Origin of the sequence: Chitinivorax sp. B (assembly GCF_005503445.1) — a bacterium.
Lineage (GTDB): Bacteria > Pseudomonadota > Gammaproteobacteria > Burkholderiales > SCOH01 > Chitinivorax.
In genome coordinates this window covers 162,210-178,894 of sequence record NZ_SCOH01000001.1, presented here as the reverse complement: position 1 = coordinate 178,894, position 16,685 = coordinate 162,210, and the positions used below count along the sequence as shown (strand labels likewise).

11 protein-coding genes are annotated in these 16,685 nt (G+C 53.8%); all 11 read left to right on the top strand.

All coding sequences use genetic code 11. The features are described 5' to 3' along the window. Window positions 1-20: 20 nt before the first annotated feature. On the top strand, window positions 21-2,066 hold the full coding sequence (gene fusA, locus FFS57_RS00850; RefSeq protein WP_137935846.1) for an elongation factor G: 2,046 nt from the start codon (window positions 21-23) through the stop codon (window positions 2,064-2,066). Between the two features lie 1,256 nt (window positions 2,067-3,322). After that, window positions 3,323-4,363, top strand: coding sequence for a P-type conjugative transfer ATPase TrbB (trbB, locus tag FFS57_RS00845; RefSeq protein ID WP_137935845.1), 1,041 nt, complete (start codon window positions 3,323-3,325; stop codon window positions 4,361-4,363). Window positions 4,364-4,390: 27 nt separating this feature from the next. Continuing rightward, window positions 4,391-4,681: a TrbC/VirB2 family type IV secretion system protein gene (locus FFS57_RS00840; protein ID WP_137935844.1), complete on the top strand. Its 291-nt coding sequence runs from the start codon at window positions 4,391-4,393 to the stop codon at window positions 4,679-4,681. A 16-nt stretch (window positions 4,682-4,697) separates the two neighbouring features. Next, window positions 4,698-5,012, top strand: a complete 315-nt coding sequence (gene trbD / locus FFS57_RS00835; protein ID WP_137935843.1) for a conjugal transfer protein TrbD — start codon at window positions 4,698-4,700, stop codon at window positions 5,010-5,012. A gap of 2 nt (window positions 5,013-5,014) precedes the next feature. Beyond that, a complete protein-coding gene (locus FFS57_RS00830) occupies window positions 5,015-7,474 on the top strand; it encodes a VirB4 family type IV secretion/conjugal transfer ATPase (RefSeq protein ID WP_137935842.1) in 2,460 nt (819 codons plus the stop codon). Next, the gene (gene trbL, locus FFS57_RS00825; protein ID WP_137935841.1) at window positions 7,471-9,273 is read left to right on the top strand and encodes a P-type conjugative transfer protein TrbL; all 1,803 of its coding nucleotides are present in this window, start codon (window positions 7,471-7,473) and stop codon (window positions 9,271-9,273) included. The genes FFS57_RS00830 and trbL overlap by 4 nt, the downstream gene beginning before the upstream one ends. Window positions 9,274-9,281: 8 nt before the next feature. Further along, on the top strand, window positions 9,282-10,034 hold the full coding sequence (locus FFS57_RS00820) for a VirB8/TrbF family protein (protein WP_137935840.1): 753 nt from the start codon (window positions 9,282-9,284) through the stop codon (window positions 10,032-10,034). Window positions 10,035-10,065: 31 nt separating this feature from the next. Beyond that, window positions 10,066-11,238, top strand: coding sequence for a P-type conjugative transfer protein TrbG (gene trbG / locus FFS57_RS00815; protein WP_171013479.1), 1,173 nt, complete (start codon window positions 10,066-10,068; stop codon window positions 11,236-11,238). Between the two features lie 3 nt (window positions 11,239-11,241). Further along, a complete protein-coding gene (locus tag FFS57_RS00810) occupies window positions 11,242-12,459 on the top strand; it encodes a TraB/TrbI/VirB10 family type IV secretion system protein (RefSeq protein WP_137935838.1) in 1,218 nt (405 codons plus the stop codon). 65 nt (window positions 12,460-12,524) lie between these two features. Further along, complete coding sequence (locus tag FFS57_RS00805; protein WP_137935837.1) at window positions 12,525-15,452, top strand: hypothetical protein; 2,928 nt, start codon at window positions 12,525-12,527, stop codon at window positions 15,450-15,452. A 61-nt stretch (window positions 15,453-15,513) separates the two neighbouring features. Continuing rightward, window positions 15,514-16,542 carry a hypothetical protein gene (locus FFS57_RS00800; protein WP_137935836.1) on the top strand — a complete coding sequence of 343 codons (1,029 nt, stop codon included), beginning with the start codon at window positions 15,514-15,516 and terminating at the stop codon, window positions 16,540-16,542. The last annotated feature ends 143 nt before the right edge of the window (window positions 16,543-16,685 follow it).

Sequence of the window (16,685 nt, the reverse complement as noted above, 5' to 3'; positions counted from 1 at the left end):
ATAACAAAAGGGAGCGCGCCATGCCCCACTATTCAGTGGATGCGATTCGCACTGTTGCATTGGTTGGACACTTTGACAGCGGCAAAACCACATTGACCGAGATGTTGTTACATCGGGCCGGGGCGATTGGCGCCCCTGGTACGGTTGAACGTGGTGACACAGTTTGTGACTTCGACCCGATGGAGCGGGAATACCGGCATTCGCTCAATTCTGCGCTGGTCAACTTCAGTTATCAGGACACAGAAATCCGGCTGATCGATACGCCGGGGTACCCAGATTTCATTGGTCATGCCATCTGCGCGTTGGCAGCTGTGGATACGGCGCTGATCACCGTGAATGCGGCCAGTGGGATTGAATTGACCACCACTCGCATGATGGATTGGGCTGCGAAGCGACAGCTGTGCCGGATGATTGTCATTAACAAGATTGATGCGGAACGGGTGGATTTACCGGGGCTAATGGCCAATCTGCGGGCAACTTTCGGCAAAGAAGTACTACCGATCAACCTACCGGCCGATGGCGGCAAGCAAGTGGTGGATTGTTTTTTCAACCCAGGCGGCGAAGCAGATTTTTCATCAGTGACTGAAGCACACCGGGCCTTGATCGATCAAGTGGTGGAGGTAGATGAAGACCTGATGGCCACCTATCTTGAGCAAGGCGACGTAGCCCCAGAACAACTGCACGCGCCGTTTGAGCAAGCCCTGCGCGAGGGCCATATCATCCCGGTGTGTTTTGTATCCAGCCGTACCGGGGCGGGCGTGACGGAATTACTGAATGTACTGGCAAAACTGGCACCCAATCCTCATGAGGGCAATCCGCCACTGTTTGTGAAAGGGGAAGGCAGCGCGGCGACAGGATTCCGGTCTGAGCCTGCCCCGGACAAACATGTGCTTGCTCACGTATTCAAGGTAGTGATGGACCCGTTTGTCGGCAAGATGGGCATGTTTCGGGTACATCAGGGCAAGATCACACGCGAGTCACAGCTGTTTGTTGGTGATGGCAAGAAACCCTTCAAGGTAGGGCATCTGTTCCGCGTGCATGGCAAGAGTTACACCGAAGTCGACAGCCTGTTGCCTGGCGATTTGGGCGCAGTAGCCAAAGTAGATGAAATCGAGTTCGATTCAGTGCTGCACGATTCACACGATGAAGATCACATCCACCTCAAACCCCTGGATTTTCCGACGCCAATGCATGGCCTGGCAGTGGAGCCGAAGCGGCGTGGTGATGAACAACGCATCGCTGAGGTACTACATAAGCTGCAATTGGAAGACCCCTGCTTCAAGATCGATCAACATCAGTCCACCCATGAAACGGTAATGCGTGGGCTGGGTGACCTGCACTTGCGCTTCGTGCTGGAGAAAATGGCCAGTCAATATCATCTTGAAGTATTGACCCAACCACCGCGCATCCCATACCGTGAAACCATCACCCAACCGGCTGAAGGCCACCACCGCCATAAGAAGCAGACCGGCGGAGCCGGACAGTTTGGGGAGGTGATGTTGCGTGTCGAGCCTTTGCCGCGTGGCGAGGGTTTTCATTTTGTGGATGAAGTGAAAGGTGGCGTCATTCCTGGCCAGTTCATTCCATCAGTCGAAAAAGGTGTACGTAGCGTACTGGAAGCTGGGCCACTGGCAGGCTTTCCGGTCACCGATGTCAAGGTGACCGTACACGATGGCAAACATCATTCGGTAGATTCAAAAGATATTGCCTTTCAGGTCGCGGGCCGCAAAGCTTTCATTGATGCGCTGCGTAATGCACGTGCCATTGTGCTCGAGCCCATGGTATCCATCGACATCACCTGCCCTGAAGTCAATCTGGGCGACATCACAGCAGATCTGACCACTCGCCGCGGTCATGTCACCGGCACACAGGCTTTATCCCATCAACAGAGCAGCGTACAAGGCATTGCCCCCTTATCGGAGTTGACCAACTACCAGGCACGATTGAAATCGGTGACCGGCGGTAAAGGCAGTTATCTGATGAATCTGAGTCATTACGATGCGGTACCGCAGGATGTTCAGACCAGGCTGGCCAGCGAATACAAAATTGCCCCTGACGAGGAATAGTCCACCCTACCCCCTATCCCGTTCCGCCGCAGTGCCCCCCGGCCGCTGCGGCGACAGAGCAAGCGCCAGCGCCACTTCGAACCGCTAACAAAACCCAGCGAAGTGGTTCTGGTTAGGCCTGCAAACAAAGGCAGTACGAGCGTACGACGAGTTTGCACAACAACAACAGAAGGGTTTTGGTAGCGGCTCTTAGACCGGTTAGTTGTGATATGCGTGTGTGTAAACACCTCACACGCTGTTCAGCCTGCCCAAACAGCCACAGGAACAATGAATGGATAGAGGCTGACATGCTGCCAAAGGCCCGGATACCGCCAAAGACATCATACTTCCGAGCCACCATATCATTGACGGGCACAAGCCGACCGCTCCCTCTGAGCTGGCCCGCATGCCCTTGGGTCACATGACCATCTCTCGCTGACACAGCAGCGATACCCGCATCTGCCCACTTTCAACAGCCTCCATGCAAGGTGAACCTCACGATTACGTGTGCTCAGCCATACAAGGTTCAGCAAGACCAAAGACTCATGCCTGCGGCCAGCCCTTGCCACCACCCAAACCATCCCATTCCCCCCGCCAATCAAAATGACAAAAGCATAAATAACTCTACTTTTGGCTGTGTGGTGACAGATCTACGCAGACTATCCGCCATGCCTTACCTCTCAAACCATGACAAACAGATCCAACTGGCAATCAAATGCCATATGAATAAATTGCTTTTAATCCCAATGACTTACCTCAATTCCAGCGTATTCAGTCACCTTCAATTCATATCAAAATATTAATAATAACGAATATTCGATAATACAGAAATGGGATATGCATATAATAAAATACATTCGCAAACAACGAATATACTTTTCTATAATTAAAAAGATGAAACGTTTACACACTTCACGCAATGCCAATATACTTTCTCTTATATGGACATCAGATCGTAAAACAGCGACAATTCGACTCAATAAAATGCCAATGACATTCTTAAATACAAAACAGCACAGCAATATAACATTGTTTTTATTTAATAATTTTAACAAAAACCCTTCAATTTCATAAAATTATTACAATAATAATAACGATAGATAGAAATTATCTATAGATATGATTAAGTAAAGCTATTACGCAGATTAACTGAACGAATGATGAACAAATTAAAAGAAACCTCACAGCATTAATGTACTTTTAACGCAAAAAGTACATAAATACTTTGCAACACATTGACATGAAAAGGAATACACCCGCTGGGTAGTGCAGGAAAAATGATGAACAGTCAGAAAGAATTGGTCAGACAGCGTCTGGAAGAAAAGCTGGAGCGGGAATGCGGGCCGATCATGATGGCCGCGCTACGCGACCCTGCGGTCATCGAGATCATGCTTAATCCCGATGGCAAGCTATGGCTGGACGTTGCAGGTAAAGGCATGGAATACACCGGCCACACCATGTCACCCGGTGCCGCTGAAAGCGTGCTGACCACCTGTGCCAGCATGTTGAACACCGCCGTCACCCGTGACGTGCCGATTCTGGAAGGTGAGTTTCCGCTGGATGGATCACGCCTGGAAGGCATCATTCCACCAATCGTCCGCGCGCCTACCTTCACAATCCGGAAGAAGGCGCTCAAGGTGTTCACATTGGATGACTATCGAGCCAAGGGCATCATCGGCGAATCGCTCGGCATTCGCCGCCCCCATGCTGAATCGCAAGCAGCAAAGGCCTTTCCGCATCCGATTGAAGCGATTCGCGATGCGGTGAGACAGCGCCACAACGTGTTGATCGTTGGTGGTACCGGCAGCGGTAAGACCACTTTGGCCAACGCCATTCTGGCGGAAATCGCCAGCTTGTGTACCGAAGACCGGTTGGTCGCCATCGAAGACACGATGGAACTGCAGATCACCATGCCCAACAGCGTACTGTTGCGTACCAGCGAACAAGCCAATATGCAGCGCCTGTTACGGGCCACCATGCGCTTACGACCCGACCGTATCGTGGTAGGTGAGGTACGCGGCGGCGAAGCCTTGACACTGTTGAAGAGCTGGAACACCGGCCACCCAGGCGGTATTGCCACCATTCACGCCAACTCGGCTGAAGGCGGATTGATCCGCCTGTCACAGTTGATTTACGAGGCACCGGAAGCACGCAATCTGTCGGAAACATCCATCGCCACCATGATCAAGGAAGCCGTGAACCTGGTGGTGTTCATCGAACGTTCGGCCACACCGGCCGGGCGCTCAGTCAGTGAGCTGATGCAAATCAGTGACTATGTGCAGGGCCGTTTCGTCATGCAGCCCATTTCAATTCAATAAACCAACTCAAATACAGGGAGTTACAAAATGCAGTTCTTATCCTCCACTTGGCGTCGTCTGGTTACCGGCCTGATCACATTCATCTTCACCAGCGGTCTGGCCCATGCCGCCCTGCCTTGGGAAGGCCCATTGCAACAGCTGCAAACTTCGTTGACCGGCCCGGTTGCCAAGGCCATTGGCGTGATCGCACTGGCGGCTTCCGGCGGGATGTTGGCATTCGGCGGCGAGCTCAGTGACTTCACCAAACGCATGTTGATGGTGGTATTGGCGTTGTCAGTGATGTTGCTGGCCAACAATTTCATGTCGATGTTCGGCTGATCGGGTGAGGCAGGCCATGGAAGAACCACGCCGCATCGCGATCCACCGTTCACTCAATCGTGCGCACCTGTTGCTGGGGGCGGAACGCAGCCTAGTCTTGATGGCCGGGTTGATCACGGCCTTGTTGATCTTCTCCGGCAACATCTCGGTGTGGTCGATCACCCTGGCCGTCGTGTTCTGGAGCAGTTCGTTCTGGGCGCTGGTCCGCATGGCCAAGGCCGATCCGCAGATGAGCCTGGTGTATCAGCGCCACATCCGCTATCGCGCCTATTACAACGCCCATAGCTGTATCGAAGCCCCTCTGCCTGGTGGTAGCAAGCCGAAAGCCTAAGCATGTTGAGACTGAAACAATTCCGCGATCGCACCCAGGGCTTGCCCGATCTGTTGAATTTTGCGCTGATGCCGGAAGACGGCATTCTGCAGAACAAAGATGGCAGCCTGACCGTCAGCTGGTATTTCCGCGGCGAAGACATGGACAGCGCCACCCATGCCGAACTGGCTGGTATTTCTGCCCGCCTGAATGGCATTCTGGTGGGGTTGGGTAACGGCTGGATGCTGAACTGTGATGCGATTCGCCGCCCAGCCACCACTTACCCATCCGGCGGACAATTCCCGGACCTGACCAGCTGGTTGATTGATGAAGAGCGTCGTCATCAACATGAGTTGGAAGGTGCGCATTTCGAGACCACCTACGCACTGTCGTTGACTTATCTGCCACCATTGCGCACGTCCAACAAGATCATCGAAATGATCTACGAAGACGATGGCCGTGACGATTCCGAAGCCGGCTTTGCAGCACGTATTCTGGAACAGTTCAAACGCCAGATCGACGATTTCGAATCGGCGCTTTCAGCCACACTGCCATTGCGCCGGATGCGGGGCATTCACCGGACAGATGCCTTCGGCAAGGAATACATCGAAGACGAACTGTTGCAATACATGGATTTTTGTGTCAGCGGCCAATTGCGCCCCGTGCGGCTGCCAACCATCCCAATGTACCTGGACGCAGTGATTGGTGCCTATCCGTTCTATGGCGGCATTGCTCCCCGTGTCGGCGATTACCACATCAAAGTGGTCGCCATTGATGGCTTTCCGCAGGAAAGTTACCCCGGCATCCTGCATGAGCTGGATGCGCTGGGTTATGAATATCGCTGGTCAACCCGCTTCATTTTCCTGGACCCGCAACAAGCACGATCCGTAATGAACGGTGTCCGCCGTCGTTGGCAACAAAAGCAGCGTGGTTTGAAGGATCAGGTATTCAACACCAGCAGCGGTGCCATCGATCTGGATGCGCTGGAAATGACCGAAGATGCGCAAAGCGCCATCGGTGAAGCCGAAAGCAATATGGTGCGCTTCGGTTACTACACCTCCTGCGTGGTGTTGATGCATACCGACCGCGACCTGCTGCTCGAGCAAGCACGGGAAGTACGCAAGTCGCTGCTCAACTTGGGCTTTGGTGCCCGTATTGAAGATATCAACGCAGTGGAAGCCTATCTGGGTTCCATCCCCGGTCATGGTTATCCCAATGTACGCAGACCCATTCTGCACACCCTGAATCTGGCCGATCTGCTCCCCATCACCGCCGTATGGGCGGGTGCAGAATACAACCCTTGCCCGTTCTACCCAGACCGCAGCCCGCCGTTATCTTATGCCGCTACCACCGGTTCCACGCCGTTCCGGATCAGCCTGCACGTGGGTGACGTAGGCCATACGCTGATGATCGGTAAGACCGGTGGCGGTAAATCCACCGCCCTCAACTTCTTACTGGCGCAACATTTCCGCTACCCGAACGCACAGGTGTTCACGTTCGATAAGGGCTATTCCTCTTATCTACTGGTGAATGCCTGCGGGGGAACTTATTACGACATCGGCGGCGAGCACAGCGATCTGGCCTTCTGCCCACTCAAGCATATCGATACCCCTGCAGACCAAGCCTGGGCGGCGGAATGGATCGAAATCATGCTCACCCTGCAAGGGGTGAACGTCACACCCATGCTACGGCAGATGGTGTATCAGGCCATCATTCGGCTCACCCGCTCCCCACGTCGCACACTGACTGAGTTTGTGGCCGAACTGCAGGATGATGAACTGCGTCAGGCGCTGTCGCACTACACGCTGGCCGGCCCAATGGGCTCGTTGCTGGATGCCGAGGAAGACAGCCTGGTGGATGGTGCTTTCCAGGCATTCGAGATGGAGCACTTGATGAACATGGGCGAGAAAAATGTCGTCCCGGTGTTGCTCTATCTGTTCCGGCAAGTCGAAAAACGCATGGATGGCCGGCCCACCCTGGTGGCGCTGGACGAATGCTGGCTGATGCTGGCTCACCCGTTGTTCCGTGAAAAGGTCCGCGAGTGGCTGAAAACCTGGCGTAAGAAGAATGCCTTGGTATTCCTGGCCACCCAGGAACTGGCGGACGTGATGAACAGCCCGATCCGCGACGTGATTCTGGCCAGTTGCCCGACCAAAATCCTATTGCCCAATCCAGAAGCAAACGAGAACTCGTCACGCCCAATGTATGAGCTGATCGGCCTGAACGACCGCGAAATTCAGATCCTGGCCCATGCCACGGTCAAGCGTCACTACTACTACAAGTCACCCTTGGGCCGCCGCATCTTCTCCTTTGGCTTCGGGCCAGTAGCCCTGTCATTTGTCGGCGCCAGCAGTCAGGACGACATCCGCACTGCCCGACAACTGATGGAACAGCATAACGAGAACTGGCCAGCCTATTGGTTACGCCAGCGTGGGCTCGATGAATGGGCTGATCTTTGGCAAGCCGAGGAGTTACCAGCATGAATGCCGTATTGCATACCTGGACTGTTTTCGCTCAATTACGAGCCGATCGCCCCGAGCGACCCATTAAACCGGGTCGCGTGATGGACCCAATGTTGGCCCGCCAGCTACAGCGCTTTCTGTGGACAGCCCTCACCTTCGCCGCACTGTATGTCCTGCTTGGCCATATGGCTTGGGCTGCTGATGCATCAGTGGGTGGCGAATCTGCATCGTTTGCCCTGTTTGACTCACTGGTCACGCAGACAGAAGGCCAAAGCCGTAGCTGGTTTAGCACCATCCTCGGCTTGGTTCGCCCGACCTTCCTGATTCTGGCGACCATCGAAATCTGCTGGGCGGCAGCCATCTGGGCGTTCGAGAAAGACAATCTGAACAGCCTGGCCGTCGAGATCATCAAGAAGATCATGTTCATCGGTTTCTTCTACGCATTGCTGCAATATGCACCGGAATGGATCCCGACCATTGTCGATTCCTTCAAGAATGCTGGTGAAGCTGCGGCTGGCACAAAGGAAGTCACCACTGACTACATCATCGCGTTGGGTCTGGCCACCATCAAGCTGGTGTGGTCGAAAGCGCCGACGGGGTTGTTCGCCATTCTGGGTGCATTGGGCAAGATCATCGTTGCCTGCTTTGTCACCATCGGTATCGTGATTGCCTTTGTCGTCGTGGCTGCGCAGTTCTTCACTCTGAAGATCGAGTCCTACATCCTGTTTGCCGCCGGCGCCATCTTCCTTGGCCTGGGCAGCTCCAGCTGGACCAAGGACTACGTCTCCAAATACCTGAACTACGCCATCAACGTCGGTATCCGCCTGCTGGTATTGATCCTGATCCTGAGCATGACACTCAAGACCATCAACGACATGGCAGGCGGCTTCCAGTTTGAATACGACAAACTGTTGGAAATGCTGGCGGTATCCATCCTGCAATCCATTTTGGCGATCAAGGCCCCGGAAATGGCGGGTGCCCTGCTCAATGGTGGCGCGGGCTTGTCGGCCGGTTCAGCAATGGGAGCCGGAGCTTCGGCAATGGGCAATATGAAGATGGCTGCCACCATGGCTGCTGGTGCGGCCACAGGTGGCGCTGCTGCTGCAGCGGGTGCATTGAAAGCCGCAGCCGGGGCCGGCCTGTCAACGGCGCAAGGGGCCAAGAATATTGGCGGTGCGCTTAAAGCGGGCACCCAATTGGCCAAACAGGATGGTAAAAGTGGGGCAGCAGCAGCAGTGGGTGGCTTGAATAAAGCCATCGGCCAAGCTGGTACAGACGTAAAACAGAAAGTCACCGATGCTGCCAAGGCATTGCCCAGCAAGCTGGCCAATGCAGTCAAAGGTAAGGGTGAAGGTGAACGCGGCAATAATCCTGGGCTATTTGATCGCACCAAGCAAAAACTACAGGAAGAATTGCAAAAGAACCAGTCAGGTAGCGACGCTGGAAGCGATATCGCGTCGCTGTCATCGGCAGCTGCCAATTCCAGCCTGGGCACGCTGAGTGACAGCAGCAAGTCCGGCCCTGGTTCTGGTCCATCTCTTGGGCAACCTGACAGCACCACACCAGCAAAAGATGGTGACAAGTCAGCCAGCCTGACAGCCAGCTCAAACGGCCCAGCCAGCCTTGGCGATTCCTCACCATCTGGTCATTCTTCGTCTGGATCAGGTTTCAAGCAAGCCAGTACCACCACGAGTCCGGCATCCAACACACCCAAACAATCAGGCGGCGGGGGCTCACCCGTCAAGCCGACCGGTAACCCTCGGCCAACACTGAAAGGTGCCACCAATGGCCAGAAGTTACCTACGCCACCTAAAATTTAGGACACCTCATGTTGAAACGTCTCATCAACCCACTGCAGGCACTGCGCAAGCAACCAACCGAGGCAGAAAGAACCGGTGGCAATGGCAAATTGCCGGCAGGCAGCAAAGCACCAGGCCAGCTCAACCCGTATGTCGAGGCTCGACGCGAATGGAATGAACGTTACGGCGATTACGTTCAGCAAGCACACCATTGGCGTTCAATGGCCATCATTTCAGGCTTGATCGCGCTCACGTCGGTCGTTGGCGTGGTTTACATTGGCGCACAGAACAAAATCGTCCCATACGTAGTCGAGGTCGACAAACTGGGCCAGGCGGCGGCCGTGGCTCGGGCCGATCAACCGGTCACTGTCGATCCCCGCGTGACAAAAGCCTATCTGGCCCGGTTCGTGGCTGACTGGCGTACGGTCACCATTGACCGCATGGCACAAAAAGGCGCGATTGACCGTGTCTATTCGATGCTACCCAGCGGCTCGGTCGCCCTGAACAAGCTCAACGATCATTTCAAGGCGCACAACCCATTTACCGTGGCCGCCAATCAAACCGTTGCAGTGGCCGTCACCAACATCCTGCCCATTTCCGATCAGACCTGGCAGGTGGAGTGGCAGGAAGTGACCCGCGATTTACGGGGTGAACTGCAAAGCAATGTGCGAATGAAAGTTTCCATCATTGTCGGCATCACCCCACCTACCGATGAGCGAATGATTTTGATCAATCCGCTTGGGGTGTACATCACAGACCTGAACTGGTCGCAACAACTATAGCAACGCGTGTTTTCAAGGGATGCATAACAAAATGAATTACAAAAAGAACTTATCGCTGGCACTGTGTTTGTTGGCTGCCGGCACAGCCAATGCAAGCAACGATACCAACAAACCAGCTGTACCCGCCGTTGAAGTCAAGGTACCCAATATTCCGCCAGAACTCGCCGCCCCACCGGTTGTTGCACCCGTGTCAGCACCATCCGCCAGTAATGCCTTGGCCACGACAGCAGCACCAGCTGCTGGTGCCAAGCAGGAAGCTCAACCGCAAGTGCCCGCTTTGAATGGCGATGCCTGCACGGGTACGGATTGTCAACCAGCCCCAGTCAGCAAACCGGCCCCCAAGGTCAGGAAGCGCAAGCCTGAATTGGTCATCTCACCCAATGTCAATATTGGCGAACCCGCCCAACGCGCTGTGACCGAATCTCACAGCTGGGCCGAAAACCGTCTTGCCATGCCTGTGCGTGATGCGGGTGGCCGCGTCGTGTTTCCCTTTGGCGAATCTGCCCCCACGATTGTCTGCGCCCCATTGCGAGTGTGCGATATCGAATTGCAAGCAGGCGAGAGCGTACAAGGTGCACCACATATCGGTGACGCCGTGCGCTGGAAAGTGGCCCCTGCCGTTTCCGGCAGCGATGACCAGAAAGTCACCCACCTGATCATCAAACCGACTGAACCCGGCCTGGATACCAATCTGATCATCCCGACCGATCGTCGCACTTATCACATCCGACTGGTATCCAGCGCGGAACGCTATGTATCCCGCGTCGCGTTCGATTACCCGGAAGACCATCAACAAGCTTGGCAGGATCTATCCAAGGCGAGTACGACCGGCACTGCCAGCAGCAAGGGTGATATGCCAACCGTAGCGGTCAATCGCCTTAACTTCAACTACCGGATCAAGGTGGTCAAGGGCAACCCCTACTTCAAACCACTGCGCGCGATGGATGATGGATACCACACCTACATCGCCATGAATGAAGACATGCGCCAGCAGGAGGCCCCGGCATTGATTGGCATCTCACCAAGTGGTGAAGAGCAAATGGTCAACTACCGCCTGAAGGGCAATATGTACGTGGTGGATGGCACCATCTACCGACTGGCCCTGATCTCTGGCGTGGGTGGAGATCAACAGCGTATCGAAGTATCGCGTGACGAATGTCAGAAACGTGGTTGGCTGGGTATTTGCTGGGATGCAAAGGAGTAAACCATGGCTGACAACGCACCCGTTACGCCTCCCAAATCACCAGATGGCCTGGAAATTCGTGGTGCGCCCATGACCAGCGCCCGCCTCAACAAAAAAGCGGCGATTGCCGCCACGGTAGTAGTTGCAGCCATTCTGGGTGTCATCGTGACCAATGTCTCCAGCGAGAAACCCAAAAAGACAGCGGAAGAAGACGCACCCAAGAAAAATCTGGAACCTGCGCTGAATGCTGCCAAAACCTTGACCAAAGATGTGCCTGACATCGTCGCGGAACCCAAGCAAAGCGAACCGCCACCGAGTCTGCCGCCAACCTTGCCCAGTAAACCCGAACCCACTTCCAGTGCATCACCGCCCGCACCGGTCAAAACAGTAGAAGACGATGCCCGCTTGGCCGACACCGCGCTGCCAAAATTCTCGGCAGGTGAAGGGAGTGGCTTGGTGGCCGCCGTCAATAGCGGTGGCGGTAATGCCAGCAACTTGGGTCGTGCTGCCAACGGCCTGCTCAACAGTGGCTTGGCTGCGGCTGGCAACGGTGAAACAGGTGACGAGCCGGATTTGAATCGACAAGCCCAAAAGCTGGCGTTCAAACAGCAAACCCACAAGAGCAGCTACCTGAACAGCCAACTGACACCACCTGTCAGCCCGTTCGAGTTGAAGACCGGTACGGTGATTCCATCGATTCTGGTCAGCGAACTCAACTCCGACCTGCCCGGTGAAATCATCGCCCAGGTATCGCAAAACGTGTACGACACCGCCACCGGTAATCACCTGCTGATCCCACAAGGTACCAAGCTATTTGGTCGTTACGACTCGCAGATCTCGTTCGGTCAAGAACGCCTGTTGGTTACCTGGCAACGGCTGATCTACCCCAATGCCTACACACTGGAACTGGGCGGCATGGCTGGCCACGATCAGGAAGGCAAAGCCGGCTTCGCAGACCGCGTCAACAACCATTATGGCCGCATCTTCGGCTGGGGCCTGTTGACCTCACTGCTATCCGCCGCCTATCAGCTGTCGCAACCCGCACAGGATCGCAACAGCGACCGTGCACCCAGCAATCAGCAAGTAATGGGCGCTGCCGTGGGCCAGCAGATGGCGCAACTGGGGATGGAGATGGCCAAGCGCAATATGCGCGTGCAACCGACCATCGAAATTCGCAAGGGCTATCGGTTGAATGTGATGGTGAACAAAGACATCACCTTCCCTGGCACATACGACTTTTGAACCTGCAGCCACGTGCCCCTTGAAGCGGCACGTGGGCTGTTCAGCATTGATCATGCGAGAACATCATGGCAAATCAATACAACTTTGACGAAATGAAGGGTCTGCTCAAGGAAGTCATTGAGCAGAAACAAGCTGCGAGTACGGATAGCAGAACGCCTTGGTACCAACCGGATGATCAATCGCTTGATGAATACACCCATCATGTTATCCATCACCTGAACAAGATTCAGGACTCGTCGCTCAACATCGCAACTGCTGTCGCCTTGGAAGCTGAAGAGGCAGACGGCTTGACACCTAAGGCCCGTATTGATCGCACCGGCGATCTGCTTCACTCTGCGCTCAGCCAGCAACGATCCTCAGACCCAGAAAAACGAGCCGCACAGGAAAAATGGATTCAAGGGCTGCAACGAGAACTGACAGCCCTTTCGACCATTCAGCAAGGGCATAAAGATTCGGTCGACCAAACTGAATCGGAACTGAATCTGCCCAATATCCGGCTTAGCTATCTGGGCAATTCTGAAGAGCGGGTTCGTGTCTACACCGCCATCGTTGGCCCGACCGAGCGTGGCTCGCCCTATAAAGATCTCAAACTGGACGAGAATCAAGGTCTGGTTACCAGCGGGCAACAAATCTGGATGGGGATTGGGACACCTTACCGTGCACTGGGGTGGCTACAAAAGTACCAACTGGAAAACGTTCGCGGATCGGACAAGCCCGAAGCTGCTCACGCAATGATCCGCACATTTGAAGTCAGCCGAACATTCATTGATCAAGCCCTCCCCAACGCAACGGTAGAAGGGGGAGTACGTTTTGAAGGCAACGAACCTCGTTTAGCCCACTCCGACGTCAAGGTTCCCAACCAGTTCGCACTGGACACGACGACCAAGGATGGCAAAGAAGCCAGCCAGCTCAATGAGCTACTGAAGAAAGAGGCAATCCCCGGCAGCTTTGCCACCATTTCACTGAAGGCGAATTTACGATCGCGAGTCAATGAAGGCGACGGCAAGCATATTGACGTCAACCGGTTCATGCAAGAACTGGGTATCCCCATTTCTGAAAATGGTCCCAACGTCTATCTACTCGACCCCAACAGCACCATGTTCCATACACGGAACAATGACGGCACCTGGGGTTTCAGTACGCCGCAGGATCAACTGACCAAGATCAACAATCTAAGCTCGCTGTTTGGTGAACTGGAACAATATTGCGTTGATCGCCAATTCAATTTCACCCTGGATGGCGATGATTTGTCCGATCGGATTTCCCTTACCGGACGCAGATCCTCTATCGGCTCCGAACATTCTGAATCAAGTGAACAATCACTTCATACCACTCACTCAGAGTCCAGCGAGCAATCGTTTCATACTGCGCCACTTTGGTCACCCAGCGAAGACTATCTGCCCATTGATCACGCTCCCGAGATTTTTTACGACTGCATTTCCGACTTCACACCTGCCGATCAGAACCCTACCCCGGGTACACCTGAGCCAGCGCCTGCAGCCCCCACCCCAGAGCCCGACGATCTGAAGAGTCGGCTGGGCACCTTGCTACATATCAATCGACTGACACCCGGCGCCCTGTTGGCACCCCGCAATGACCTGACTGTCGATACGAAAGATATCTATGGCAACAACAAGGTGAAATCCGCCGTCGAACGTGAAATTGCCAGACAGGTGATGGGCGACAAAACGTTGGACATGAAGACAGTAACCAGCGGGCTACTGTCTTACATGACACAGGAGCTTGGCAAAAATGCACCCGAGTTGGTAGCCCAAAAAACTGCGAAGGCAAACGATCTCGAAGCCAACCAAGCCTCCATAGCAAAAAAAGAAGCCAGTGGAATGGACATCAGCGAGGGGCAGGCAAATCGATCAAGAAGTCTACAAAACGATATCGAAAAGCTGGAACTGGGTATTGATAAAGCGCTCCGGACCTCGCCTTTGATCGAACGGATGCTGAGCAATCATCTGGTCAAAAATGACTTGGCTGCACTCACCAGAAGCACCGGCGAGCTACATACACCTGAAACGTTAATGAAAGAGTTGAAAAACTTTGCCGATCGCAAAGATGACAAATCAATGCGACTGGGTGGCAACTTGTTTTTTCATTGTCTCCGCGTAGCAGCACACGAAATCAACAATAACCCGGCGAACACAGCCCCCCCCACGCCACTGACACATGACACCATCGATCCAACCAGGCCTGATACGGTACCAGTCAATAACCGGCAGGAAACCTTGGACCCGATTGGCGTGTTAAATCAGTCCGCACAGGCTTACGGACTGCCATTCGACCGTAACCGCAGCAATCTGTATTTCTCCCCCAATGCGAGCAACGCCAGTCAATATATGAAGGACTTGGATGTGCCCTTTACCGGCGGCATCTCAGGCACGACTCGCGACATTTGTACTGCATTACCAACCATTGCACCAAACCTGAATCCCAAAGAACAGAAAGACCTGTTCCTCAGCAATGCGGCATTCATGGTCGAGAACCAATATCACTCCATGTTTGAAGCACTATACCCTGCGGCTCGATACAACATGGGGGGCAATGGCCAAGAGCTGATCAACACCTTCGACAGGTGTCGGAACAATGCGTTGAATGACCAGAAAAGTAATACCGAACTGTACCAACGCACGCTTTACCAAATGACAGGCAGCACCAAATTGTGGAATGCCGTCAGCCAAGAACTTGACAACAAACTCAGGCAAGCACCTGACAGAGACCAATCCATCAAGGTAAGCGGATCAGAAAGAGCACTGCCAGAGTTCAAAAGCGGCACAGATGATGCTAGTCGATACAAGGTCAAAGAAGTTCAATACGACAAGCAAGTCGCCATTCTGGAAAAAAATGCACAACAGCGGGATCCAGAAAAGAACATGTGCTATGTCCGCCTATCCCAACTTGAAGCCTTGCCAGAGATAAAACATCAGGTAACGGTTAAAAAACCAACAAACAATAATCAGCAGATTAAAAGCAGGGGCTTCTAGTCTTTCACTGTGTGAAATTGTCATTGCCCCCGAAAACCATTTGCCTGTAGGAAAGTAAAGCATGCCCATCCACCTATTTGACGATCAAGATCAAAACAGGCGTCTGGCCAGCAAAAATATCAAGTCTGATTCCCTGCTGAAACAACTGCAGGCTGACGGTGCAACGGTACGGATCCGGGACGGCAATACCTGGAAACCCATCAAGGCGGATGAACTGATCAAACTGGCGGAAAACAACCCGCAGCAGGCTTTTGATGTGCAGATCAGCTCCCACGTCCAAGTTGCCGATATGCCTGATGCAAGCCAAGCACAGGGCAAGGCGGTGGTTGCGGTCTATACACCAACGGCATCAGCCAGCGCCACGTCAATTGGCCCGATCTTTGATGCATTGGAGAAACAGGTCGAGCAAGCTGCCAACAAGGGGACCCAATTCTTTGTTGCCCCGGAATACCTGTTCGCCAGACAAACCGTCAACCTCGATGGAAACAGCATTCAAAGCTCGTTCAGTTCGGAAGACCAGGTATCGCTGCAGGCCAAGCTGGAAATGCTGGCCGGCCGATTCCCGGGCATGGTGATTGTGGCTGGCACGCTACTGTGGGAAGACGATACGCACCTGCGGCACGCCGCACTGGTACTCCATGACGGCAGGGCATCGTTGCACGACAAACCACGTGACCCACTGAGCGATTCTCCCTTCAATGTGGCCCTGGCCCATACCGACAAATCACCACTATTCGGTCATGCCACCCATCTGGATCTGGAAGCCCATGACCTGAACTGCCGTATCAACCTGGGCGATGAACCGCGCGAACACAAATCGGGCATTAAGCACTTTGATATTCAGTTGATACCGGCCAATGCGCTCAAAACGCTGAATCATCACGTACACGAAGGGGGCCATGTTTTCATTGCTGATCGCATCACAGGGGCTTCCCATTTTATTGGGAACAACAAAACCACCCTGCCCTTGAATGGTGGCAATACCGGACTGGCAATAGCAACGTGCAATGTTGCCAAACCCACCCCAAACCACGCAGTGGAAAACACACGAAACGGTCGGTCATTACGATTGGCCAAGCCATTTACCTGACCATCTCAGCCCCGTTTGGCAAAAACAAAACCAGTAACCACGACCTAACTCGAATAAATAAAGAATGATTTCACGCTTTAAACTCCATGCATCCTAAGCAGCATCATGCATTTTTATTAAAGGCGTAGATTTCATCATTTACT

Excerpts from the sequence above, each read along its gene's own strand:
- fusA (WP_137935846.1), top strand. The coding sequence starts at position 21 with ATGCCCCACTATTCAGTGGATGCGATTCGCACTGTTGCATTGGTTGGA.
- trbB (WP_137935845.1), top strand. The coding sequence starts at position 3,323 with ATGATGAACAGTCAGAAAGAATTGGTCAGACAGCGTCTGGAAGAAAAG.
- FFS57_RS00840 (WP_137935844.1), top strand. The coding sequence starts at position 4,391 with ATGCAGTTCTTATCCTCCACTTGGCGTCGTCTGGTTACCGGCCTGATC.
- trbD (WP_137935843.1), top strand. The coding sequence starts at position 4,698 with ATGGAAGAACCACGCCGCATCGCGATCCACCGTTCACTCAATCGTGCG.
- FFS57_RS00830 (WP_137935842.1), top strand. The coding sequence starts at position 5,015 with ATGTTGAGACTGAAACAATTCCGCGATCGCACCCAGGGCTTGCCCGAT.
- trbL (WP_137935841.1), top strand. The coding sequence starts at position 7,471 with ATGAATGCCGTATTGCATACCTGGACTGTTTTCGCTCAATTACGAGCC.
- FFS57_RS00820 (WP_137935840.1), top strand. The coding sequence starts at position 9,282 with ATGTTGAAACGTCTCATCAACCCACTGCAGGCACTGCGCAAGCAACCA.
- trbG (WP_171013479.1), top strand. The coding sequence starts at position 10,066 with ATGAATTACAAAAAGAACTTATCGCTGGCACTGTGTTTGTTGGCTGCC.
- FFS57_RS00810 (WP_137935838.1), top strand. The coding sequence starts at position 11,242 with ATGGCTGACAACGCACCCGTTACGCCTCCCAAATCACCAGATGGCCTG.
- FFS57_RS00805 (WP_137935837.1), top strand. The coding sequence starts at position 12,525 with ATGGCAAATCAATACAACTTTGACGAAATGAAGGGTCTGCTCAAGGAA.
- FFS57_RS00800 (WP_137935836.1), top strand. The coding sequence starts at position 15,514 with ATGCCCATCCACCTATTTGACGATCAAGATCAAAACAGGCGTCTGGCC.